Source organism: Nonomuraea sp. NPDC048881 (genome assembly GCF_040649795.1).
In the GTDB taxonomy this organism is placed as follows: domain Bacteria; phylum Actinomycetota; class Actinomycetes; order Streptosporangiales; family Streptosporangiaceae; genus Nonomuraea.
Window position 1 is genome coordinate 148357 of record NZ_JBEZGC010000002.1, and the last position, 21831, is coordinate 170187.

Below are 21831 nucleotides of genomic sequence, written 5' to 3' on the forward strand. Positions count from 1 at the left end.
CGTCGTGATGCGAATATGTCAGCCTATCCCGAGTTGCCGGGAGAACGACTGGACGTCGGAGATCACCCAGTATTCGGAGAATCGTCCGTCCGTGGCACGCAGGAGGTCGTGCCCGGAGAAGGAGACGGGGGTGCCCGGCTGGGCGCTCGCGCCGGGCAGGCCGCCCCGGTAGGCGCCGGTGAACGTCCACCGGGCGGCGACCAGGTCGCCGTCGACGGCCGGGCCCACGTCGAGCGTGACCCGGACGTCGTCGAACGGCTCGTGGCCCTGCCGGATCGCCTCGATCAGCCCGTCGGGGCCGTGCACGTCCGCGCCGGGCCAGTGGCCGACGAACTCGGGGGTCACCAGGTCGTGCGCGAGGGGGAAGTCGCCGTTCCACAGTTCGAGCAGCCAGCGCTCGTACAGTTCGGTCAGCATGGCGGCACGACTACCCGCGCGGGAGGCCCCTAGCCGCAGTTGCCCCAGCTGGTACGGCCGCCGCCGGCGATGGACCCGTCGGTGCCCTGGATCGTGCCCCAGAACTTCACGCAGGCGCTCTTGGCCCAGTACTTGACCGGCCCGGCGTACTGCCCGAACTTGCCGGCGTCCATGCGCACGATCGGGTCCTGCTTCTCGTCCTTGTGCGGCTTGGGCATGACGGTGAGCCTGGCGCTCATCTGCGTCTTCGAGCCGATGAAGCTGGACTTGATGGTGACCACGCAGTTCTGGCCGGTGCCGCGGTTGTACAGGAGGTAGACCGTGCCGTAGCGCTTGCCGCCCTGGGTCTTGACGGGCTTGGCGCCGCCGGAGACGAGCCCGAAGCCCGATCCGCAGACGCCCTGCGGGGTGCTCGCGGCCGTGGCGTTCGCCGGGGTCGCGAGAACGCCGCTGAGACCGATCGCCGCCGTCAGAAGGATTGCCTTTGCGGGCATGCGCACCAGTACGTCCCTTTCGATTGGCCTTGACTGAAGATCTCGACAAGCATGCCCGAAATCTGGTTATCGGTCCAGGCTTTACGGGGGTAAGCATGGCAACGGTAAGTTGCCGCTATGACTCTCGCCATCATCAACGGATATGTCGTGCCGGTTGACGGAGATCCCATCGAGGGCGGCACCGTCCTGGTCGGCGACGGGAAGATCCTCGCCGTGGGGCGGGACGTGACCATCCCCGACTCCGCCACCGTCGTGGACGCGGACGGCGGCTGGGTGCTGCCCGGTTTCGTCGAGGCGCACGGCCATCTCGGCGTGTACGAGGAGGCCGAGGGCTGGGCGGGCAACGACACCAACGAGATGACCGACCCCAACGGGGCCCGGCTGCGCGCCCTCGACGCCATCAACCCGGCCGACCAGGGCTTCGCCGACGCGCTGTCCGGCGGCGTCACCACGGTCGTGATCAAGCCGGGCTCCGGCAACCCGATCGGCGGCCAGACGGTCGCGGTCAAGTGCTGGGGCAGGTCGGTCGACGAGATGCTGGTCAGAGAGCCGGTGAGCGTCAAGAGCGCACTGGGGGAGAACCCCAAGCGCGTCTACGGCGACCAGAAGAAGCTGCCCTCCACCCGGCAGGGCGTGGCCGCGGTGATCCGCGACGCCCTCATGAAGGCGCAGGACTACAAGGCGAAGAAGGCCGCGGCCGAGCGCGAGGACAAGCCGTTCGACCGCGACGGCACGCTGGAGATCCTGGTCCGCGTGCTCGACGGCGAGCTGCCGTGGTGCCAGCACGCGCACCGCGCCGACGACATCGCCACCGCGCTGCGCCTGGCCGACGAGTTCGGCCACCGGCTGATCCTCAACCACGGCACCGAGGGCCACCTGCTGGCCGACACGCTGGCCGAGCGGAACGTGCCGGTCATCATCGGCCCGCTGTTCACCAGCCGGTCGAAGGTCGAGCTGCGGCAGCGCGCCCTGCGCAACCCGGGCATCCTCGCGCGGGCCGGGGTCGAGCTGGCGATCACCACCGACCATCCGGTGGTGCCCATCCACTTCCTCGTCCACCAGGCCACCCTCGCCGTCAAGGAAGGGCTCGACAGGGACACCGCGCTGCGCTCGATCACCGTCAACCCCGCCCGCATCATGGGCCTCGACGACCGGGTGGGCTCGCTGCGCCCCGGCCTCGACGGCGACGTGGTGATCTGGTCGGGCGACCCGCTCGACGTGATGAGCCGGGCGCTGAGGGTGTTCATCGCCGGACGTGAGGTGTACTCCTACGTGGACGGGGAATCCGTCGTGGCCGATCCCTATTACCGCGAGTCACGGTGATGTAGGCGACTGTCAAGTGCGCGACGGCCGGGAACGCTCATAGTAGGTGCACTGAGTCGGAGAAAGGCGCCCCCCATGACAGCTCCGCACCCCGCCAGGAGACCCAGCAAGGCGCTCCTGATCGGACTCGTCGTCTCAGGCGTCCTCGCGCTGATCGTCCTCGGTCTCATGCTGCACAAAGGCGGGCCGGTCGGGTTCGGGCTGTCGGCGGTGCTCGGGCTCGCGCCGCTGCCGGTGCTGCTGGCCGCGGTGCTCTCGCTCGACCGGCTGGAGCCGGAGCCGAAGCTGCACCTGGCCTTCGCCTTCGCGTGGGGCGCGGGCCTGGCGATCGTGCTCGGCGTCGGGCTGACGCTGGCCGGACAGGCGCTGTTCCTGCGGGCCGGGTACGGCGCCCAGCTCGTCAACGACGTCGGCACCGTGTTCCTGGCCCCGGTGATCGAGGAGGCGCTGAAGGGGTCGGCGCTGCTGCTGCTCCTGCGCAGGAAGCAGGAGATCGACGGCCTGACCGACGGCATCGTCTACGCCTCCATGGCGGGGCTCGGCTTCGCCGCCGTGGAGAACATCGGCTACTACCTGATCGCGTTCGGCCAGGACGGCACCGGCGCCGCGGTCCGGCTGTTCGTGCTCAGAGGGCTGATCGACCCGCTCGGCCACCCCATCTACACCTCGATGATCGGGCTCGGCGTCGCCTACGCGCTCACCCGCCGCACGCCCGCCAGGTTCGCCGCGATCCCGCTCGGCTACCTGGGCGCGGTCGTCCTGCACGGGCTGTGGAACGGCGCCGCCTCCACGCAGTCGCTGGCCTGGCTGGGCACGGCGTACCTGGTGATCATGGTGGCGCTGGTCCTGCTCGTCGTGGTCACCGTCGTCGAACGCCGCCAGCTCGTCTCGAAGATGGGCGTCTACCTGCCCGGCTACGGCCAGACCGGCCTGGTCACGGCGGCGGACCTGAAGATGCTCAGCACGCTCAAGGCCCGCAAGGCGGCCCGCAGGTGGGCCAGGGGCGCCGGGCTCGGCCGCGCGATGAGCGACTACCAGCAGGCGGCGACCGAGCTGACCGTGCTGCACCTGCGGGCCGAACGGCAGGGCATGGACCCGGCCAGGTTCGCCATGGAACGCGACGCCCTGCTCACCTCGATGGCCCACGCCCGCCGCTGGTAGCCGCGACCGGGCTCAGGGCCGGACCCGGCGGCGGGCTCAGGGGCGGGCTCAGGGGCGGGCTCAGGGGCGCGTGAGCACGGCGGCCAGGGCCGTCACCGCCGCCAGCACGATGCAGGCCGCCACCGCGACCGTCGCCCCCCGGTCCACGCCGAACGCGCCGACGACCGCGGCCACGCCGGCCGCGCCCAGGGAGGAGCCGACGTAGCGGGCGGTGTTGTTGGCGCCCGACCCCATGCTGACCCGGTGGGCCGGCACGCTCTCGATCGCCAGGTGGGTGATCGAGGAGTTGATCAGCCCGGACCCGGCGCCGCTCACCACCAGCCCGGCGATGACCAGCGGCAGGTCCAGCGAGCCGCCCACGCCCAGCAGGCCGGCGAACCCGAGCGCGGTCAGGCCGAGGCCGAGGGCCAGCCGGGCGGCGGTGCGCAGGCGTACCAGCCGGGACGCCAGCGACACCGCGAACGACGTGCCCGACCAGAGGCAGAACAGCAGGCCGGTCTGCAGCGGCGTCAGCGCGTGCGCGGTCTGGAGCACGGTCGGCAGGTAGCTGAGCAGGCCCACCACCGCCGCCCCGACGACCAGCGCGCCACCGGTGGCGACCAGGAACACCGGCCGTCCGAACAGCTCCAGATCGAGCAGCGGCTCCGGACGCCGGCGCTCCACCGACACGAACGCCGCCACCAGCACCGCCGCCAGCGCGAACGCCCCGATCACCACCGGACGCCCCCACCCGGCACGCCCTTCGGTGACCCCCGCGACCAGCGCCCCCACCCCCAGGCTGAGCAGCACCACGCCGGGCACGTCGAAACGGCGCGGCGCGGGGGAGCGCGACTCGGCCAGCAGCCGCGCCGAGGCCACCGCCAGGGCGAGCGCGACGGCCGACAACACCCAGTAGACCGCCCGCCAGCTCACCGCCGTGGCCAGCACGCCGGAGGCCAGCGGGCCGAGCGCGGTGCCCAGCCCGATCATGGCGCCGTACAGCCCGGTGGCCCGCACCCGCGCGGCGCCCGAGGGGAAGGCGTGGCCGACGATGCCCAGGCTGGCGGCCAGCATCGCCGCGCTCGCCCCGCCCTGCGCCAGCCTGGCCAGCACGAACACCGGCACCGACGTGCTCAGCGCGGCCGCCACCCCGGCGGCGGCCAGCACGGCCGCCCCCCACACCAGCACCCGCCGGCGCCCGTGGTCGTCGGCCAGCCCGCCGGAGACCAGCAGCAGCGCCGACAGCCCGAGCGAGATGCCGCCCAGCATCCACACCGGCCCCGTCGGCCCGGCGTCCAGGGACGCGGCCGTCTGCGGCAACGTCACCATCGGCACCGTGTAGTTCGTCAGCACGAGCAGGGGCGCCGAGGACGCCACGGCCAGCGTGCCCGGCCGGACCCGGGTCAGTTCGGTCATTGAACTCATGCGGCGCAACGTATCACGGTTCGGTGAATGAACTAACATGGCTCCCATGGCGCTCGGCAAGAACTACGAAGGCCAGGACTGCTCGCTGGCCAGGGCCCTGGAAGTGATCGGCGAACGGTGGACGCTGCTGGTCGTCCGCGACGCCATGTACGGCGTGCGCCGCTACGGCGACTTCCTCGCCCACCTCGACATCCCGCGGGCGGTCCTGTCCCAGCGGCTCGGGGCGCTGGTCGAGGCCGGCGTGCTGGCCAGAAGCCGCTACCAGGACAACCCGCCCCGCGACGAGTACGTCCTGACCGCCACGGGCCGCGAGTTGTGGGTCCCCATGCTGGCCCTGTCCCAGTGGGGCGAGCGCAACCTCGGCGGGGACGGCCCGCGCCGCCTGTTCCACCACGCCGCCTGCGGCGCCCGGCTCGACCCGGTGTCCCGGTGCCCGTCGTGCGGCACGGCCGTCGGGCTGGAGGACATCGAGGTGCGCCCCGGCCCCGGCCTGACGGACAACCGTGATGATCCGGTCAGCGTTCTGCTCAGGGCACCCCACAGGATGCTTGCTCCGATCTCCTGACAAAATCGGGCGGTACCCCTCGAAAGGAGATCAGATGAGCTGGGCGGAGATCGGGTCCGAGGAGGAGTTGCGGGAACTGCTGGGCGAGGTGATGCCGAGGGCCGTGACCAAGGAGCGGGTCCGGCTGCACGCGCGTGACCGCGACTGGCTGGCGGCCTCCCCGTTCTGCCTGATCGCCACGTCCGACGCCGAGGGCAACTGCGACGTCTCGCCCAAGGGCGACCCGGCCGGGTTCGTCCACGTCATCGACGACACCACCATCGCCATCCCCGACCGGCCGGGCAACCGCCGCGCCGACGGGTTCCTCAACGTGCTGAAGAACCCGCACGTCGGCCTGATCTTCCTGATCCCCGGCCGCAACGAGACCCTGCGCGTGAACGGTCGCGCCCGGCTCGTGCGCGAGGCGCCGTTCTTCGACGAGATGGTCGTCAAGGGTCACCGGCCGCGGCTGGCCCTGGTGGTGGAGATCGAGCAGATCTTCTTCCACTGCGCCAAGGCGTTCCTGCGCTCGCAGCTCTGGGCGCCCGACTCCTGGAACCCGTCCGTCCTGCCCTCGCACGCCACTCTGATCAAGGAGGTTCAGGTGGTCGAGGAGACGCTGGAGCAGCTGGAGTCGTACTACGGCGAGGGCTACGCCAAGAGGCTCTACGGCTGAGACCGGACGGCCGGCGGGGGGAGCCGGTCGTGTCGGGCCTCAGCGGTGCGGTGAATCCGTGCGGTTCAGGCGGCCGGCGTCGGTCCGCCGGGGAAGCGGATGACGTTCCGGCCGCTGTAGGCCCGCAGGTCGACCACCTTGGGGTCGGTGGCCTCGGTCCTTCGGCGGCGGACCGCCGCCCGGATGTCGCGGATCTTGTGCCTGGCGATGTGCGGCGGCACCACCGCAAGCCTCTTCATGTGAGCCCCCGTGATGTTTCTGTTACCTCTGTTATCTACCGATACAGCCGTAAGTTCGCTGTAAAGGGTAGCTAATAGGGCAACTTTCGCCCTGACGGGGTGCGCAGATCCGGTTCGGCCGACGGATGCGGACGCCTGACGGCCGTTGATTTCGGGACTCTGACACGTTTCACGGTCTTCCCCCTTCCGGGCCGCCGCCGGCTGACGGCGGCTCGGCGGGTGCCGCCACCCGCCTTGCGCGCCAACCTAACCGGGGCTCCCGGGACCGCTCAACGCATTTCTACGGCCTCGCGTGCGGGTGCGCCCGCGTCACGTTCCCGGAACCAGGCGGGCGGTCACGCCGATCCGGTTCCAGGCATTGATCATCGCGATGGAGACGACGAGGGCGGCGAGCTGCTTGTCGTCATAGTGCTCGGCCGCCTGCTGCCACACCTCGTCCGGCACGGTCTCGCCGCGGTCGGCCAGGCGGGTCGCCTCCTCGGTCAGCGCCAGCGCCGCCCGCTCGGCCGGGGTGAAGACCGTGGCCTCCCGCCAGGCGGCGACCGACCACAGCCGCTCGTCGCTCTCCCCGGCCTTCTTCATGTCCCCGCTGTGCATGTGCACGCAGTAGCCGCAGCCGTTGATCTGGCTGGCCCGCAGCTTGACCAGCTCGATCGTGGCCGCGGGCAGGTCGCTGCCGTGCATGTACGCCTCCACCGCCAGGAACCCCCGGTACGCCTCCGGGGCGAGCTCGGCGATGTCGATGCGCTGGGTCATGGTGATCCTCCCTGTGTCGTCATTTCCATGACACACGACGAGACGGCCCGGTTCGATGTGACAGCTCCGGGGGGGAGGACCGGATTCGTTCTCAGCCCCGGCAGTTGCCCCACGAGCCGCGGCCGCCCCATGCCTCGACACGGTTGTCCGGGGTGCGCGTCCAGCCCGCGTACTTCACGCACTTCCAGCTACCGTCGATGTGGCCGGTCTCGGCGTAGAAGCGGTAACGCTGCACGTCCTCGCTGCGGCCGCCGCCGCGGACCTCGATGGAGGCGCCGGTGACCGTAGGGGTGCCGCGGAAGGCGGTCTTGATCGCCGCCACGCAGTTCTTCCCGGCGCTCTTGTCGTACATGAGGTAGACGTGACCGAGCACCTTCCCGTCGCGCGTCTTCATCGCCCGGTGGCCGTCCTGCACCCGGTGGTAGCCCGCGCCGCAGACGCGCTCGGGCGTCTCGGGGGCGGTGGCCGCGGAGGCGGCGGAGGGGGTGGCGGCGAGACCGGCGGCGACCAGTCCGGCCGCGATGACCGTTCGCGTCAGCACGATATTCCCTTCGGCGGGGGACATTAAGGACGTCGTCGATCTTTACCGAGACTTGACCGCAATACAAGGGGGTTGGTGAATGCCGCTCATCGCGGTGTCCGCCGTCTGGGCGGTGTTCTGGGGGTCCTGGGCGGCTCTGCTGCCTGCCGTGAAGCACGAGCTCGGCGTCTCGGCGGCGCAGCTCGGCACGGCGCTGAGCGCGGTGCCCGTCGGGGCCCTGCCCGCGATGGCGCTGACCGGCCGGCTGGCCCGCGGGCGCGAGCGCCATGCCCTCATGGCGACGACCGTCCTGTTCGGGCTGGCCGTGGCGGGCCTGGCCGCGGTCACCGCGTACTGGCCGCTCGTGGCCGGGCTGCTGCTGCTCGGCGCGGCCAGCGGGGCGCTCGACGTGGCGCTCAACCTGACCACGGGACGCGTCGAGCGCGAGAGCGGCCGGCGGCTCTTCCAGGCGGTGCACGCGGCCTTCCCGCTCGCGGTCATCGTGGCCGCCCCGCTCACCGGCCTGGCCCGGTCGCTCGGCCTGGACGTCCGGGCCGTGCTGCTGGTGATCGCGGTGCTGGTGGCGGCGACGTCCCTGACGCTGCCCGCGCTGCCCGTGGGCGGCGGCCGGGCCGCCCCCTCCGGCGACCACCACGCGGGGCGCCGGCTGTGGGGCGTCGCGCTGCTGCTCGGGACGCTGGCCGGATGCGTGCTGGTGATCGAGAACGCCGTCGAGCAGTGGTCGGTGCTCCTGCTGGAGGAGCACCGGGCCGCCACGCCCCTCATGGCGAGCCTGGCCCCCTCGGTCTACATGGCCGCGCTCACGGCCGGCCGGATCGCCGCGCAGACCCTGCCTCCGGTGCCCCTGCGCGCGTTGTACCTGGTCGCCGGGGTGGGCGGCGCGGCCGGGATCGGCCTGGCCGGCCTCGGTGACGGCGTGCCGCTGTCGATGGCGGGCTTCGCCCTGACCGGGCTGGCGCTCGGGCCGCTGGTGCCCGCGCTGCTCAGCCGCTCGGCCGCCGACGACCCGACCGGGACGCTGGTGTGGGGCGTCTCGATGGTCTCCTACGCCGGGTTCGTCGTCAGCCCGCTGCTGGTGGCGGGGCTGACCGGACCGTTCGGGCTGCCCGTCGCGCTCGCCGCGCTAGGCCTCCTGGGGCTGCCGCTGATCGTACGTTTCGTCATCATCGACGGTGACTCGGCGTGAATATGGCGTTTCGTTGGGGAAAGCGCACCACGGTTCGGGGTATTGCCCCAGGTGATTCGGACGTGAAGAGGGGATCACCATGGCCGTCTGCGACAACTGCGGCAACGACTACGACATGGCCTTCGAGGTGCACGCGCAGGGGGCCGTGCACACCTTCGACTGCTTCCAGTGCGCGATCGAGGCCATGGCGCCGATCTGCGAGCACTGCGGCACCAAGGTCATCGGGCACGGCGTCCAGTCGGGCGAGCACTGGTACTGCTGCGCCCACTGCGCCCGCGAGGAGGGCAACAAGGGCATCGTCGACCGGGTGATGGCGAGCTCGTCCGCCTGACCGAACGGCGTCAGGCCGGGCCCAGCAGCGACCGCATGCGGCCCAGGGCGCGGTCGAGCGCGTCCTGGGGCACCGGCGCGGCCAGGTCGAGGGTGACGGCGCCGTTCTTCGCCTCCCACACACCGGCCACCCGGCCCTCGTGCACCACGACGGGCGAGATCCAGCCCGCCTGGCGGCTGACCTTGGGCTTGAGCGACGGCGGGACGAGCGGGGCGAGCGTCCGCGGCGCCCCCAGGATGAACTGGTCGAAGCCCGGCAGCAGGTGGACCTCCTGCGAGGGCCGGGTGGCGGCCAGGTCGTCGGCGTGCTCGGCCAGCGCGTACAGGGTCGTGCCGTCGTCGGCCCTGACCTCCACCAGCTCCGGGGCCAGGCCCTTGACCCACGCCTTGAGCACCGCCTTCCTGGCCACGCCGCCGAACAGCCAGGTGTCGAACATCTCCGGCGTGGCCGGCCCGTGGGCCCCCAGGAACGCCCGCAGCACCCGCACGCCCGCCTCCTCCTGGCCGGGCAGCTCCCCAGGCCAGCCCGGCACCCACGACCGCGGCGCGGTGAAGGTCACCTTGCCCTCGCGGGGCGGCCCGTAGCACAGCTCGCCCAGGCGGCTCAGCGGCTTGAGCAGCGCCCCCCATCCGGACGTCAGCGCCTCGCGGAGATGGGCGTCGCCGGTCAGCGCCACGATCGCGTCGACCAGCTCCTCGCGGGTCAGCGGCGCTCCCTTCAGCGCCTCGGGAACGGCCTCGATGACGGCCTCGATCTCCGGGGCGGTCACGCCGTGCCCGCGCTGCCAGGAGCCCTTCTCCCAGAAGCGCAGCGTGCTCAGCGCCGCGCACAGGCCGGCCAGCTCGTCGGCGGGCACCAGGTGGAGGGTGCCGCGCATGAGCCAGGTCTTGACCAGGGTCCGATCGCTCCACAGGGCCCGGTCGATCTCACCGGGGTCGGGCCGGGCGCTCCTGACCGCCACCGCGAGCTGGGCCGAGGAGGCGACCTGGGCCTGCACCCCGCACAGCCGGCGGGCCACCGACACCGCGTCCGGCCCGTCGGCCGCCGCCACGAACTGCCTGCGCAGGCGCCAGGTGAGGATCTGCGGCCAGGTGAGCTCCATCGTCATGCGTCACTTCTACCGCCTCCCACCGACATTCCGCACATTGGGCGAAAAAGGGGATATGAGAGGATCAAGCGTGCCTCTCGACGGTCATCTTCTCGCGCTGTTCGCGGTCACCACCATCGTGGCGATGATCACGCCCGGCCCCGACATGCTGTTCGTCCTGGGCTGCGGGATGCGGGGCGGCCCCAGGGTCGGACTGCTGGCCACGGCCGGGGTGGCGACCAGCGAGGCGATCCACGTCGCCGTGGCCGCCGCGGGGCTGGCCGCGCTCTTCGCGGCCGTGCCGGTCGCCTTCACCGTCGTACGGATCGGCGGCGCCGCGTACCTGATCTACCTGGGCGTGCGGATGTTGCGGGACCGTAAGGGCGGGGTGAGCGACATGCCCGAGCCGGGCACCGGGATGTCCGGCCGCCGGGCCTACCTGAGCGGCCTGCTGACGAACCTGCTCAACCCCAAGATGGTCACCTTCACCGTCGCCTTCCTCCCGCAGTTCGTCGATCCGGGGCTGGGGCGGATGTGGCTGCAGTTCGCCGTGCTCGGCGCCGTCCTGATCGCCTTCGAGTTCGTCGTGGACGGCGCGGTGGGCGTGCTGGCCGGGCGCATCGGGGGATGGCTGCGCCGCAGCGCCGTCGCCCGCCGCCGGGTGAACACGGCGACGGGCGGCATCTTCGTCGGGCTCGGCGTGAAGCTCGCCGTGGAGCGTTGAACGCCGGTCAGCCGGTGAAGCCGATGTCCTCGTAGCGCAGGTCGTAGAAGCCGCGCGCGCCGACGTTGGCCAGCGTCTGCTTGGCCGCCACGTTCTGCGGACGCTGGTAGAGCGGCAGGACGTTGACCAGCTTCCAGATCAGCCCGTCGGCCTCGTTCGTCTGGGTGCGGGCGCCGGCCGGGTCGAGGTTCTGGGCCGCCTTGTCCATGGCCTGGTCGATCTCCGGCGAGCCGGTACGGCCGAAGTTGGCGTTCCACGTCTTGCCGTTCGCCGAGTTCGCGTAGATCCCGTAGCTGCTCGAAATCGGGTAAGGCGTCCCGATGTAGGCGAAGGGCGTGATGTCGAAGTTGCCGGGGATGACGTACTTGGTGAAGAAGTCGTCGCTCGGCACCGCCTTGATGGTGAGCTTCACCCCGATCTGGGCCAGCATGTTCTGGGCCAGCTCACCCTCGGACTTGCTGAGCTGCACCCCGGACGGCACCACGAACCGCAGGTCGAGCGGCTGCCCGTTCTTCTGCCTGACGGCCCCGTTCAGCTTCCAGCCGGCCGCGTCGAGCATTTGCTTGGCGCGTTCGGGGTTGTAGACGCCGAGACTTCCGGCGTTGTCCAGGTAGCCCTCCTGGGTGTTCATGAAGAAGTGGTTGTTCAGCAGCGCGATCGGCCAGTCGAGCCCCTGCAGGTCGGACTGCGCGATGGCCTGCCGGTTGATGCCGAGCTGGATGGCCTGCCGCACGTTCACGTCCTTGAGCGGCTCGCTCGACCCGTTGAAGGTGAAGTGCCGGAAGTCGGGCCCGGCGGCCTGGCGCACCTGGGCGCCCTGCGTGGCCCTGGCCCGCGCGTAGTCGGGCGCCGACGGGCCGACGTCGATGAGGTCGAGCTCCCCATTGCTGAACGCGCCGATCAGTGAGTCCTGCTCCGAGGCCCGGTAGATGATCTGGTCGAGCTTGGCCCGGTTGCCCCACCAGGCGTCGTCGCGGACGATCGTGATCGTCTTGGCCGTCTGGTCGAAGCCCTTGAACTTGAACGGCCCGGCGGTCACCGGGATCTTGTTCAGCCACGCGGTGTTGAAGGCCTGCGGCGTCCGGTTCGTGGCGGCCGGCAGCAGCGGCCCGAACAGCGACTGCCAGTCGCCGAACGGCTTGGCGAAGGTGACCTTCACCTCGTGGTCGTCCTTGCCCCGCTCGACCTTCTCGATGTCCTGGTAGCCGGTGGCCGAGACGATGTGGAACTCGGGGTTGCGGCCGTTGAGCGCCTGCCACTGGGCCTGGTAGTCGGCCCAGGTGATCGGCTGCCCGTCCGACCACTTGGCCTTGGGGTTGAGCGTGTAGGTGACGACCTGCTTCGGGCTCTGGTCGGTGACCTTGGCGTCGAGCACGTAGTCGGGATCGACGGTGATCTCGGCCTTCTCGTCGGAGACGAACGGCGAGGGCAGCAACGCGTTGCTGATCACGGCCGCCATCGCCAGGTTGCCGTCGACGTGGTTCCGGTTCCACTGGGTGGGGAACTCGTTGATGCCCCAGCGCAGCGTGCCGCCGTCCTTGACCTTGTCGCGCGGCTGCGGGTTGATGTCGAAGGCCTTGATGGTCTTGTGCGCGCCTTCCGTGCCGCTCGCCGAGCCGCCCCCCGAGCCGCCGCAGCTCACCAGCGACAGCGAGCCAGTCACGGCGACGGCCACGACAAGACGTGAAGCTTTCATCGAGCGCATTCCTCCTGATCTAGACGACGTCGAGCCTCTCGGCGTAATGGCAGGCCGCGCCCTGGTCGTCGCCCACCGGCAGGACCTCGGGCTCGACGTCCACGCAGAGCGCGCGCTCGTCGTGGGTGAGCACCGAGCGGAACTTCGGGCAGCGGGTGCGGAAGCGGCAGCCGGTCGGAGGGTGGGCCGGGCTGGGCAGGTCGCCTTCGAGCAGGATGCGCTCGCGTACGCGCTCACGCGCCGGGTCGGGCAGCGGGATCGCCGACAGCAGAGCCTGCGTGTACGGATGCGCCGGAGCCCCGTAGACCGCGTCGACCTGCCCGATCTCGGCGATCCTGCCCAGGTACATGACCGCCACCCGGTCGGCGATGTACCGCACCACCGCCAGGTCGTGCGCGACGAACAGGTACGACAGCCCGAGCCTGGACCGCAGCGAGCCGAGCAGATTGATGATCCCGGCCTGGATCGACACGTCGAGCGCGGAGACCGGCTCGTCCAGCACCAGCAGCCTGGGCTCCAGCGCCAGCGCCCTGGCGATGCCGATGCGCTGCCGCTGGCCGCCGGAGAAGTCCTGGGGGTAGCGGGCGGCGTGCGCCGGGTCGAGGCCCACCAGGGCGAGCAGCTCGCCCACCCGCCGGCCCGGCCGGCGCTCGCCGTGGGTGCGCAGCGGCTCGGCCAGGATGTCGTAGACCGTCATGCGCGGGTCGAGCGAGGCCATCGGGTCCTGGAAGACGACCTGCATGTCGCGCCGGATCGCGGTGCGCCCGGGGCCGTCCAGCCGGGCGGTGTCGCGGCCGAGCACGACCACGCGCCCCTCCTGCGGCGGGACCAGCTCCAGGATCTGGGTGAGCGTGGTGGTCTTGCCGCTGCCCGACTCGCCGACCAGGCCCAGCGTCTCGCCCCGGCGGATGTCGAAGCTGACGCCCGCCACCGCGTGCACCGTGCCGACCCTGCGCTTGAACAGCGCCCCCTTGAGCAGCGGGTAGTCCTTGACCAGGCCGTCGACCTCCAGCACCGGCTGCTCGGCGCGGACCGCGGGGGCGACGGGCTCCCCGGCCGCGTGGCGGCCGGGGCCCTGGGGCCGGACGATCTCCCAGCGGATGCACGCCGCCCGGTGGCCCGTCGCCACCTCGAACAGCGGCGGCTCGGCCGCGTCGCACTCGTGGATCTTCAGCGGGCAGCGCGGCGCGAACGGGCAGCCCGGCGGCAGCGCCGCGGGGGAGGGCGGGTTCCCGGCGATCGGCAGCAGCGGCTGACGGCCGCCGCGGTCGACCCGCGGGATCGAGGCCAGCAACCCCGCCGTGTACGGCATGCGCATCCGGTAGTAGATGTCGTCGACGTCGCCCACCTCGACCGGGCGCCCGGCGTACATGACCAGGACCCGGTCGGCGAAGCCGGCCACCACGCCGAGGTCGTGCGTGATCATGATGATCGCCGCGCCGGTCTTCCGCTGGGCCTTCTTCAGCACCTCCAGCACCTGTGCCTGGATGGTCACGTCGAGCGCGGTGGTGGGCTCGTCGCAGATGATCACGTCGGGGTCGTTGGCGATGGCCATCGCGATCATCACGCGCTGCCGCATGCCGCCGGAGAACTCGTGCGGGAAGGCGAGCGCGCGCTCGCTCGGCGACGGGATGCCGACCAGCTCCAGCAGCTCGACGGCCTTGACCGCGGCGTTCTCCTTGCTCACCCGCTGGTGGATGCGGACGGCCTCGGCGATCTGGTCGCCCACCCGGTAGACGGGTGTGAGCGCCGACAGCGGGTCCTGGAACACCATCGACACGGTCTTGCCGCGGAAGCGGGTCAGCTCCCGCTCGGAGGCGCCGATCAGCTCCTTGCCGTGCAGCCGCACCGACCCGGTGACCCGGGCGCTCGGCGGCAGCAGGCCCATGACCGCGGCCGAGGTGACCGACTTGCCCGACCCGGACTCGCCCACGATGCCCAGCACCTCGCCCGGGCTCACCGAGTAGGTGACCCCGCGCACCGCGCGCACGTCGCCGAAGGACACGTGCAGGTCGCTGACCTCCAGGACGGGGTTCGCCGCCGGCCTCATCGCCGCGCCGCCGGGTCGAAGGCGTCGCGCAGCGCGTCGCCCATGAGGTTGACCGCCAGCACGGTGACCACCAGCAGCCCGGCCACGAACCAGAACGTCCAGGGCGCGTAGACCGCCGTGCGCGAGCCGTCGGCGATCAGCGTGCCGAAGGACACGTCGGGCGGCTGGATGCCGAACCCGAAGTACGACAGCGAGGTCTCGGTCAGGATGGCCGCGCTGACGTTGAGCGTGGCGTCGACGATGAGCAGCGAGGACAGGTTGGGGATCACGTGCCGGAAGATGATCCGCACCGGCGGCACCCCCATGAAACGGGCGGCCTGGATGTACTCGCGCTCCTTCAGCGAGATCGTCATCCCCCGGACGATCTTCGACGTCACCATCCACAGGAACAGCGCCAGCATGACCACGAACAGCACCCACTGCCCGGCCCCGAACAGCGGCGACATGATCGCCAGGATGAGGAACGCGGGCAGCACGAGCAGCAGGTCGGTCACCCAGCTCAGCGCCCGGTCGGTCCAGCCCAGGAAGTAGCCGGAGAAGGCGCCCACCACGGCCGCCACCGCCGTGGACACCAGCGCCGCCAGCAGGCCCACGATCAGCGACTTCTGCATGCCGCGCAGCGTCACCGCGTAGACGTCGGAGCCTGTTTGGAGCGTTCCGAACCAGTGCCGCGGCGAGGGCGGCTGCAGGAACGCCGTGAAGTCCTTGTCGGTGTAGGACCACGGGCTGAACAGCGGGCCCGCGAACGCCAGCAGGAACATCAGCGCCAGCACCGCGAACCCCACCAGCCCCTGCGGCGAGCGGAAGAACCGCCCGGCCACCACCCGCAGCCGCGACGGCGCCCGGCCCAGGTCGCCGGTCAGCTCCTCCGCCAGCTCCTCGTCGGAGAGCGTCATCACGCCCGCACCCTGGGGTCGAGCGCGGCGTGCAGCAGGTCGGAGGCGAGCGCGGCGCACAACACGGCCACCGCGGCCAGGAAGGAGATCGCCGCCACGGTGTTGACGTCGTTGGTGAAGATCGAGTTGATCAGCTGCTCGCCCAGCCCGTGCCAGCCGAAGATCTTCTCGGTGAAGGTGGCCCCGGTCAGCAGGGTGCCGAACGTGAAGGCGAAGTAGGTGGCCACCGGGATCAGCGCGGTGCGCAGCGCGTGGCGGGTCAGCGCCCGGCCCCTGCTCAGCCCCTTGGCCCTGGCCGTGCGGACGAAGTCGGCGCCGAGCACGTCGAGCATCATGTTGCGCTGGTAGCGGCTGAAGACCGCGACCAGGCCGACGGACAGCGAGATCGTCGGCAGGATCAGGTGTTGCACCCGGTCGAGCACGTAGCCCCAGAACCCGGTCTGCAGGCCGGCGCTGTACTCGCCGCTGACCAGCAGCACCTGGCGGCCGAAGAGGTTGTCGTTGGCCCAGGCGCCGGCCAGGATCAGCATGTTGGCCAGCACCACGACCGGCACCGCGAGCACGACGAACGACAGGCCCGTGGAGAGCCGGTCGAACCAGCCGTACTGCCGCACCGCCGCGTACGCGCCCACCAGCACCCCCAGCAGGCTCCCGAACAGCAGCCCCAGGATGACCAGCCGGAACGTGACCCCCATCCGCCGACGAAGGTCCTCGTTCACGGGCGAGCCGGTGACGGTCTTGCCGAAGTCGCCGTGCAGCACGCCCGCGGCCCAGGTGGCGTAGCGCTGGAGCAGCGGGGTCTTGTCGTTGAGGTTGAGGGCGGTGAGCTGGGCGTCGACGACGGCGGGCGGCGGTTTCGGGGTGCGGTCGGCGTAGTTGGAACGCGGGTCGAGCGCCCCGGCGGCCAGCAGGTACGCCAGGCTCGCGGCCACGCCGACCAGCACCACATAGTTGAGCAGCCTGCGGGCCAGGAACCCCGCCATCGTCCCCCTCCCGGACGCGCACGATAGGTAGTCATACTGCTACACCCAGCAGCATCGTGGCGCGGGGAAATGCCAAAGAGGGGTTAACGTCCGGAAAGTTCGTCCACGGCGGTGCGCACGTCGTCGCTGGTGATCGTCGTGAGGTCGGCGGCGCTGGCCGACCCGCCGCCCGACGCGTGGGCGGCCAGGCGCACGTCGCGGCGCATCGCGGCCCGTTCGAACAACGAGCGGGCGAAGCGGCCGTTGCCCAGGCCGTCGATCAGGCGTTCCTCGCACACCCAGGCGAACACCTCGTCGAGGTCGCGCAGGGCCTGCTCGTCGAAGCTGTCGCCGGCCTTGCCGGCCAGCAGCACCGCGATCTGCGACAGCTCGCGCGGCGAGTAGCTGGGGAAGGCCACGCGCTGGTTGAACCGGCTGGCCAGGCCCGGGTTGGTGGCCAGGAAGGAGTCCATCTCGCGCGAGTAGCCGGCCAGCACGATGACCAGCCGGTCGCGGTCGTCCTCGGCCCGTTTGAGCAGCGTCTGGACGGCCTCGGAGCCGAAGGCGTCGCCCCCCGCGTAGCCGGGGTTGACCAGGCTGTAGGCCTCGTCGATGAACAGCACGCCGCCGAGCGCCCGGTCGACCAGCTCGTTGGTCTTGATCGCGGTCGCGCCGAGGTGCTGGCCGACCAGGTCGGCCCGGTGGGCCTCGACGACGTCGGGCCTGGCCAGCAGGCCGAGCGCGGCGAAGACGCGGCCGAGCACCCGCGCGACGGTGGTCTTGCCGGTGCCGGGCGGCCCGGCGAAGACGAAGTGCCGCATCTGGGGCGGCGTGGGCAGCCCGCGCTCCTGCCGCATGCGGGCCACCTGGAGCTGGGCGGCGATGGCGTGCACCTGCCGCTTGACCGGCTCCAGACCGGCCATCGCGTCGAGGTCGGCCAGCGCCTCCTCCAGCGTGGGCGTGGCCACGTAGCCGCGGAAGCGGGCGGTCAGCTCCTCGAACGCCTTCGTCACGTCGGGCGTGGTGGTGGTCACCAGGTCGTGGGTGGTCGGGGTGCCGCCGGCGCCCACCACGCGCACGTCTCTGGCCTGCGCGGCGGCCTCGACCAGGCTGCGCACGAAGCGGGCGTTGCCCAGCTCGTCGACCAGGCCGCGCCGCTGGACGTCCTCGTAGAGGCCGAGCAGGGCGCGCCTGGCGTCGGGGGCCATCGTGTCGCCCCTGCGCCGCTGGAGCACCTCGGTGATCTCGGCCAGCTCGGGGGCGGAGTAGCTGGGGAAGCGCACCCGGGTGGCGAACCTGCTGGCCAGGCCCGGGTTGCTGGACAGGAACGAGGCCATCTCCTGCTCGTAGCCGGCCAGGATGATGATCAGGCGCTCGCGGTCGTCCTCGGCCCGTTTGAGCAGGGTCTGGACGGCCTCGGCGCCGAACCTGTCGGGCTGGCCGTCGGAGGAGTTGACCAGGCTGTAGGCCTCGTCGACGAACAGCACGCCGCCGAGCGCCCGGTCGACCAGCTCGTTCGTCTTGATCGCGGTCGCGCCCAGGAACTCGCCCACCAGGTCGGCCCGCTGCGCCTCGACCACGTAGGGGGTCTCCAGCAGGCCGAACGCGTAGAAGATCTTGGCCAGCGCGCGCGCCACGCTGGTCTTGCCGGTGCCCGGCGGGCCGACGAAGACGAAGTGCCTGGTCGGGCGTTCGGCGGTGTAGCCGGCCTCGGCCCGCAGCCGGGTGGCCTCGATGGAGGCGGCGATCGAGCGGACCTGCTCCTTGACCGGCGCCAGCCCGATCATGCCCTCCAGCTCGGCCAGCGCCTCCTCGACGGAGATCTGCGGCGGCGCGCCCGCCTTGTCGGCCTGCGGCTCGGGCCGGCCCTCGCGGGCGCGCACGCGCACCTGCTGCTCCTCGGCGGACAGCTCGGCCTTGGCCCGGCGCGCCTGGAGGAACCGGTGGACCAGCACGACGACGGCCGCCAGGCAGGCGCCCCAGAGCGCGACGGCGGCCGACAGGAAGGACAGCCCGAAGGCCAGCACCCCGGCGGGCACGAGCGCGGCCAGCGTGGTCACCCACGGCGTGACCCAGCGGATGAGGTGGGCGGCGGCGGCCACGGGCAGGGCCAGCGCGACCATCGCGTGCAGCGCCATGGAGCCCGGGGGGAAGCGCCAGGAGAACAGCGGCAGCGCCAGCACCACCCACCCGGCCACGACCAGCGCGGTCGCGGCGGCCCGCGGGAAGCGCATGGTCAGCGCCACGAAGGCGAGCGCCATCAGGACGAGGGGGAACGTCTTCAGCAGATCCCAGCCGAGCGCCGCGCCCACGCCCATGACGACGATGAGCAGGACGGCGTAGAGCACCCGGCGCACGGCGGGGGGAATCTGGAAATAACGCAGTCTCACCTGCTCGAACAGATCCCGCGCCGCGGCCCGCCCCGCGGCCTGGGCCCTGTCGGACTCACGCATCACGCCTCCCCGGTCCGCCCCCGGTTATACCGCACCCGACCGACGATTGGGCGGGCCTGACACGCTAGGTGGAGGTCACGAAAAGGGCGATCCGCCGTCCGAGTTCGGTGCCGGCGTCCTCCTGGAGGAAGTGGCCGGCGCCGGCGATCACCGGATGGGACAGCCCGGCCGTGCCCGCGACGGCCTTGAGCATGATGGGCGCCATGCCGCCGGTGATGGGGTCGCCGTCGGAGAAGGCCACCAGGAACGGGCGGTCGAGCGTGGTGAGGATCTGCCAGGCAGCGCGGTTGGCGGGCGCGGCGGGGTCGTCGGGCGTGATCGGCACGAGTCCGGGCAGGGCACGCGGGCCCGCTTTGTACGACTCGTCCGGGAACGGCGCGTCGTAGGCCGCCCGCACCTCGTCGCTGAGGCGCGTCCGGCAGCCCGCCTGGACCAGCCGGGCGATGTCCAGCGTGGGGGCACTGGCAACGGTGTCCCTGAAGCGGTGCCAGACGTCGGGCATGGGAATGTCACCCGAGGGCAACCCCGTGTTGGCGGCCACGATCCTGGCCACGCGCTCGGGGTGCTCGGCGGCGATCCGCAGCCCGATCAGGCCGCCCCAGTCCTGGCCGACGACGGTGACGCGGTCCAGGGCCAGCGCGTCGAACAGCAGCGCGCGGGTCCACTCGACGTGCCTGGCGTAGGTGTGGTCGGCGGGGTCCACGGGTTTGTCCGAGCGGCCGAAGCCGATCAGGTCGGGGGCGATCGCGCGCAACCCGGCCGCGGCCAGCTCGCGCATGACGTGGCGGTAGAGGAAGGACCAGCTCGGCTCGCCGTGCAGCAGGACGACCGGCTCGCCGTCCGCGGGGCCGGCCTCGACGTAGGCCATGCGCGGGCCGTCCGGCAGGTCGGCGTGGCGGGGCTCGTAGGGGAAGTCGGGCAGGTTCGCGAAACGCTCTTCGGGGGTGCGCAGGGTCCGCATAGAACAAAACTCTATTCACCGTCGCTGGTGCCTGCCGGGGAACTCGCCGACGAGCACCTGCTTGGGGGTGACGCGCAGCACGTCCGGACCGGCCAGGGCGATGCCGCGCACCTCCACCCAGAACCGCCGCTGCAACGGGTCGGCCGCGAACACCGCGACGCGCGGGTCGGCCGCCACGCCCTCCCACGCCTCGGGCCCGGCGATCAGCCGCAGCTCGCCGGAGGAGGTGACGGACCCGGCCGCGCCCACGACCCGGGGGCCCGCGGGGTCGCCGTAGGACAGGACGAGGCTCCTGGCGTAGGAGAACGCCTGGCGCGCCTCCGGGGTCAGGGCCACCGAGGGCGCGCCGCCCATGGGCAGGTCGCACATGACGAGCGAGGCCCGCCACGGCCCCGGCGCGCCGCGCCACCACGCGCGCAGGGCGCGGGCCGCGAACACCGTCATCGCCGCGCCGAGCGCGCCCACCCCCGCCCGCCAGCCCCAGGCCGACCCCAGCGCGCCGCCGACGGCGCAGCCGAGGGCGGCGAGCGCCACCAGACCGCCCGCGGCCCGCAGCCAGCCGTCGCCCCCGCGGCGGGCCCGCAGCCAGGCCCGCACCATCGGGAACGGCACCGCCACCGCCGCCACCGCGGCCCGCGGCTCGACCGCCAGCGCCCCGCCGACCAGCGGCACCAGCACCGACCAGGTCCTGATGAGCACGATCCACAACGTCACGCCGGCGTTCCTGGCCGCCGTGCGCTCGCCCGTGACGCGGGCCAGCTCGGCCAGCGCGGGCATCGGCCGCCCCCGCCACGACTCCGCCAGCACCCGGACGACCGTCAGCGCCGGCCACATCAGCACCACGATCCCGGCCAGCCCCGCCCAGACCGGATCCCGCCAGGACGGCGCCGCGTGCGCCGCGCCCAGCAGCAGCCACCCCGCGAACGCCGGCACCGACAACCCGGCCGACACCACGGCCGCGCCCAGCCAGGGATCACGCCCCGCCATGGCCGGCACGTACGCCCAGACCCCCACCCGTCGCGCCTGCCGGACCGTCAGCGGCACCAGCGCGGCCAGCGCGGCGAACCCGCACCAACGGGCCCACCCCGCGGAGTCGAGGGTCAGCGCGGCCGCCGTGACGGCGATCGTGGCCAGGGCGAGCAGCAGCCGGGCCTGGCGCGCCCACACCTCCAGCGCCCGCCTGGCCCGTCCCGTCTGGCGCGGATCGACCGGCCAGGCGGGATCGTGGTGCGGGCGCGGACGGTCCCAGCGCAGCAGGCACAGCGCCAGGTTCACGCGGGCCTGCGGATGGGCCGGAGCCGTGGCGAGCGCGGCGCGGTAGGCCCGCCCGGCCCGCGGATGGTCGCCGCGCAGCAGCGCCAGGTCGCCGAGCAGGACCGCGGGGTCGGCCTCCTCGGGGGCGAACCGCGCGGCCAGCACGGCGTCGGCGACCGCCGCGGGCCAGCGGCCGGGGATCCGGCGGGAGATCGCGGCCAGGCGCAGGCGGGCCGACCAGGAGCCGGGCGCGAGGTCCACCGCGCGTTCTGCCGGGGGGAGGGCGTCGGCGTCGCGGCCCTGGCGCTCGTGGGCCAGGCTGATGAGGCGGCAGGCCCATTCGTCGCCGGGGTCGAGGTCGGCCGCCCGGCGCGCGGCCTCCAGCGCCGATTCGGGACGGCCCGCGTTCAGCCTGGTCAGGGCCTCGGTGCACCACTCGCGTGAGGACTTATCGGAAATATCATCTTTACCGGCACTTCCAGCGTTCCCCACGGCTCCCATGATCGGGTGACGGATGGAGGTTGGGTAGATCCGGACATATGGCTGTATCTCACTAGAGAGGTGGGGGGCCTCGCGGATCGGCCCATACCGCTATGCCGAGCGCCTGGCATGGCCTAAGCTGCCACGCAAGCCGGAGTGGAGAGCCGCGGCAGGAGAGGGCGCGAGACCGCCCCCC

Annotated in this window: 21 protein-coding genes; 7 read left to right on the forward strand and 14 right to left on the reverse strand. The window is 72.2% G+C overall.

Going from position 1 to position 21831, the window contains the following annotated elements; all coding sequences use genetic code 11:
• Positions 1-18: 18 nt before the first annotated feature.
• Both AB0C33_RS06245 and AB0C33_RS06250 read right to left on the reverse strand, forming a co-directional pair.
• Positions 19-417, reverse strand: a complete 399-nt coding sequence (locus AB0C33_RS06245; protein WP_358284188.1) for an ester cyclase — start codon at positions 415-417, stop codon at positions 19-21.
• 29 nt (positions 418-446) lie between these two features.
• Entirely contained in the window at positions 447-911 is a 465-nt protein-coding gene (locus AB0C33_RS06250; RefSeq protein WP_358284190.1) for a hypothetical protein, read from the reverse strand.
• A 117-nt stretch (positions 912-1028) separates the two neighbouring features.
• Between AB0C33_RS06250 and AB0C33_RS06255 the strand changes: the two genes are divergently transcribed.
• Positions 1029-2234 (forward strand): amidohydrolase, encoded by a 1206-nt coding sequence (locus tag AB0C33_RS06255; RefSeq protein WP_358284192.1) that lies wholly within the window; start codon positions 1029-1031, stop codon positions 2232-2234.
• 75 nt (positions 2235-2309) lie between these two features.
• Complete coding sequence (locus tag AB0C33_RS06260) at positions 2310-3395, forward strand: PrsW family intramembrane metalloprotease (RefSeq protein WP_358284195.1); 1086 nt, start codon at positions 2310-2312, stop codon at positions 3393-3395.
• Between the two features lie 60 nt (positions 3396-3455).
• On the opposite strand, the gene AB0C33_RS06265 is transcribed toward AB0C33_RS06260, so the two are convergent.
• Positions 3456-4799 (reverse strand): MFS transporter, encoded by a 1344-nt coding sequence (locus tag AB0C33_RS06265; protein WP_358284198.1) that lies wholly within the window; start codon positions 4797-4799, stop codon positions 3456-3458.
• 46 nt (positions 4800-4845) lie between these two features.
• On the opposite strand from AB0C33_RS06265, the gene AB0C33_RS06270 reads away from it, so the two are divergent.
• Together AB0C33_RS06270 and AB0C33_RS06275 are read left to right on the forward strand one after the other, a co-directional pair.
• Positions 4846-5364 (forward strand): helix-turn-helix domain-containing protein, encoded by a 519-nt coding sequence (locus AB0C33_RS06270; protein ID WP_358284201.1) that lies wholly within the window; start codon positions 4846-4848, stop codon positions 5362-5364.
• 34 nt (positions 5365-5398) lie between these two features.
• Complete coding sequence (locus AB0C33_RS06275) at positions 5399-6019, forward strand: pyridoxamine 5'-phosphate oxidase family protein (protein ID WP_358284203.1); 621 nt, start codon at positions 5399-5401, stop codon at positions 6017-6019.
• 65 nt (positions 6020-6084) lie between these two features.
• Here AB0C33_RS06275 and AB0C33_RS06280 read toward each other — a convergent pair whose 3' ends face one another.
• The 3 genes from AB0C33_RS06280 to AB0C33_RS06290 all read right to left on the reverse strand — a co-directional run bounded on the left by AB0C33_RS06280 (position 6085) and on the right by AB0C33_RS06290 (position 7555).
• A complete protein-coding gene (locus AB0C33_RS06280; protein ID WP_352357779.1) occupies positions 6085-6258 on the reverse strand; it encodes a hypothetical protein in 174 nt (57 codons plus the stop codon).
• A gap of 309 nt (positions 6259-6567) precedes the next feature.
• Positions 6568-7014 (reverse strand): carboxymuconolactone decarboxylase family protein, encoded by a 447-nt coding sequence (locus AB0C33_RS06285; protein WP_358284205.1) that lies wholly within the window; start codon positions 7012-7014, stop codon positions 6568-6570.
• A gap of 91 nt (positions 7015-7105) precedes the next feature.
• Positions 7106-7555, reverse strand: a complete 450-nt coding sequence (locus AB0C33_RS06290) for a hypothetical protein (protein WP_358284207.1) — start codon at positions 7553-7555, stop codon at positions 7106-7108.
• Between the two features lie 79 nt (positions 7556-7634).
• Between AB0C33_RS06290 and AB0C33_RS06295 the strand changes: the two genes are divergently transcribed.
• On the forward strand, positions 7635-8741 hold the full coding sequence (locus tag AB0C33_RS06295; RefSeq protein WP_358284210.1) for an MFS transporter: 1107 nt from the start codon (positions 7635-7637) through the stop codon (positions 8739-8741).
• A gap of 79 nt (positions 8742-8820) precedes the next feature.
• The gene (locus tag AB0C33_RS06300; RefSeq protein ID WP_352326656.1) at positions 8821-9072 is read left to right on the forward strand and encodes a hypothetical protein; all 252 of its coding nucleotides are present in this window, start codon (positions 8821-8823) and stop codon (positions 9070-9072) included.
• Between the two features lie 10 nt (positions 9073-9082).
• On the opposite strand, the gene AB0C33_RS06305 is transcribed toward AB0C33_RS06300, so the two are convergent.
• Positions 9083-10180 (reverse strand): winged helix DNA-binding domain-containing protein, encoded by a 1098-nt coding sequence (locus AB0C33_RS06305; RefSeq protein ID WP_358284212.1) that lies wholly within the window; start codon positions 10178-10180, stop codon positions 9083-9085.
• 70 nt (positions 10181-10250) lie between these two features.
• Here AB0C33_RS06305 and AB0C33_RS06310 point away from each other — a divergent pair, with 70 nt between their 5' ends.
• On the forward strand, positions 10251-10883 hold the full coding sequence (locus AB0C33_RS06310; RefSeq protein WP_358284215.1) for a LysE family translocator: 633 nt from the start codon (positions 10251-10253) through the stop codon (positions 10881-10883).
• A 7-nt stretch (positions 10884-10890) separates the two neighbouring features.
• On the opposite strand, the gene AB0C33_RS06315 is transcribed toward AB0C33_RS06310, so the two are convergent.
• From AB0C33_RS06315 to AB0C33_RS06345, 7 genes are all read right to left on the reverse strand, one after another.
• A complete protein-coding gene (locus AB0C33_RS06315; RefSeq protein WP_358284217.1) occupies positions 10891-12579 on the reverse strand; it encodes an ABC transporter family substrate-binding protein in 1689 nt (562 codons plus the stop codon).
• A gap of 19 nt (positions 12580-12598) precedes the next feature.
• Complete coding sequence (locus tag AB0C33_RS06320) at positions 12599-14629, reverse strand: ABC transporter ATP-binding protein (protein ID WP_358284220.1); 2031 nt, start codon at positions 14627-14629, stop codon at positions 12599-12601.
• A complete protein-coding gene (locus AB0C33_RS06325; RefSeq protein WP_358284222.1) occupies positions 14626-15525 on the reverse strand; it encodes an ABC transporter permease in 900 nt (299 codons plus the stop codon). The genes AB0C33_RS06320 and AB0C33_RS06325 overlap by 4 nt, the downstream gene beginning before the upstream one ends.
• On the reverse strand, positions 15525-16508 hold the full coding sequence (locus AB0C33_RS06330; protein ID WP_358284224.1) for an ABC transporter permease: 984 nt from the start codon (positions 16506-16508) through the stop codon (positions 15525-15527). Before AB0C33_RS06330 ends, AB0C33_RS06325 begins: the two co-directional genes overlap by 1 nt.
• An 83-nt stretch (positions 16509-16591) precedes the next feature.
• Positions 16592-18940 (reverse strand): AAA family ATPase, encoded by a 2349-nt coding sequence (locus AB0C33_RS06335; RefSeq protein ID WP_358284226.1) that lies wholly within the window; start codon positions 18938-18940, stop codon positions 16592-16594.
• Between the two features lie 64 nt (positions 18941-19004).
• A complete protein-coding gene (locus AB0C33_RS06340) occupies positions 19005-19901 on the reverse strand; it encodes a haloalkane dehalogenase (RefSeq protein WP_358284229.1) in 897 nt (298 codons plus the stop codon).
• Between the two features lie 15 nt (positions 19902-19916).
• Complete coding sequence (locus tag AB0C33_RS06345) at positions 19917-21647, reverse strand: hypothetical protein (RefSeq protein WP_358284232.1); 1731 nt, start codon at positions 21645-21647, stop codon at positions 19917-19919.
• Positions 21648-21831 lie beyond the last annotated feature (184 nt).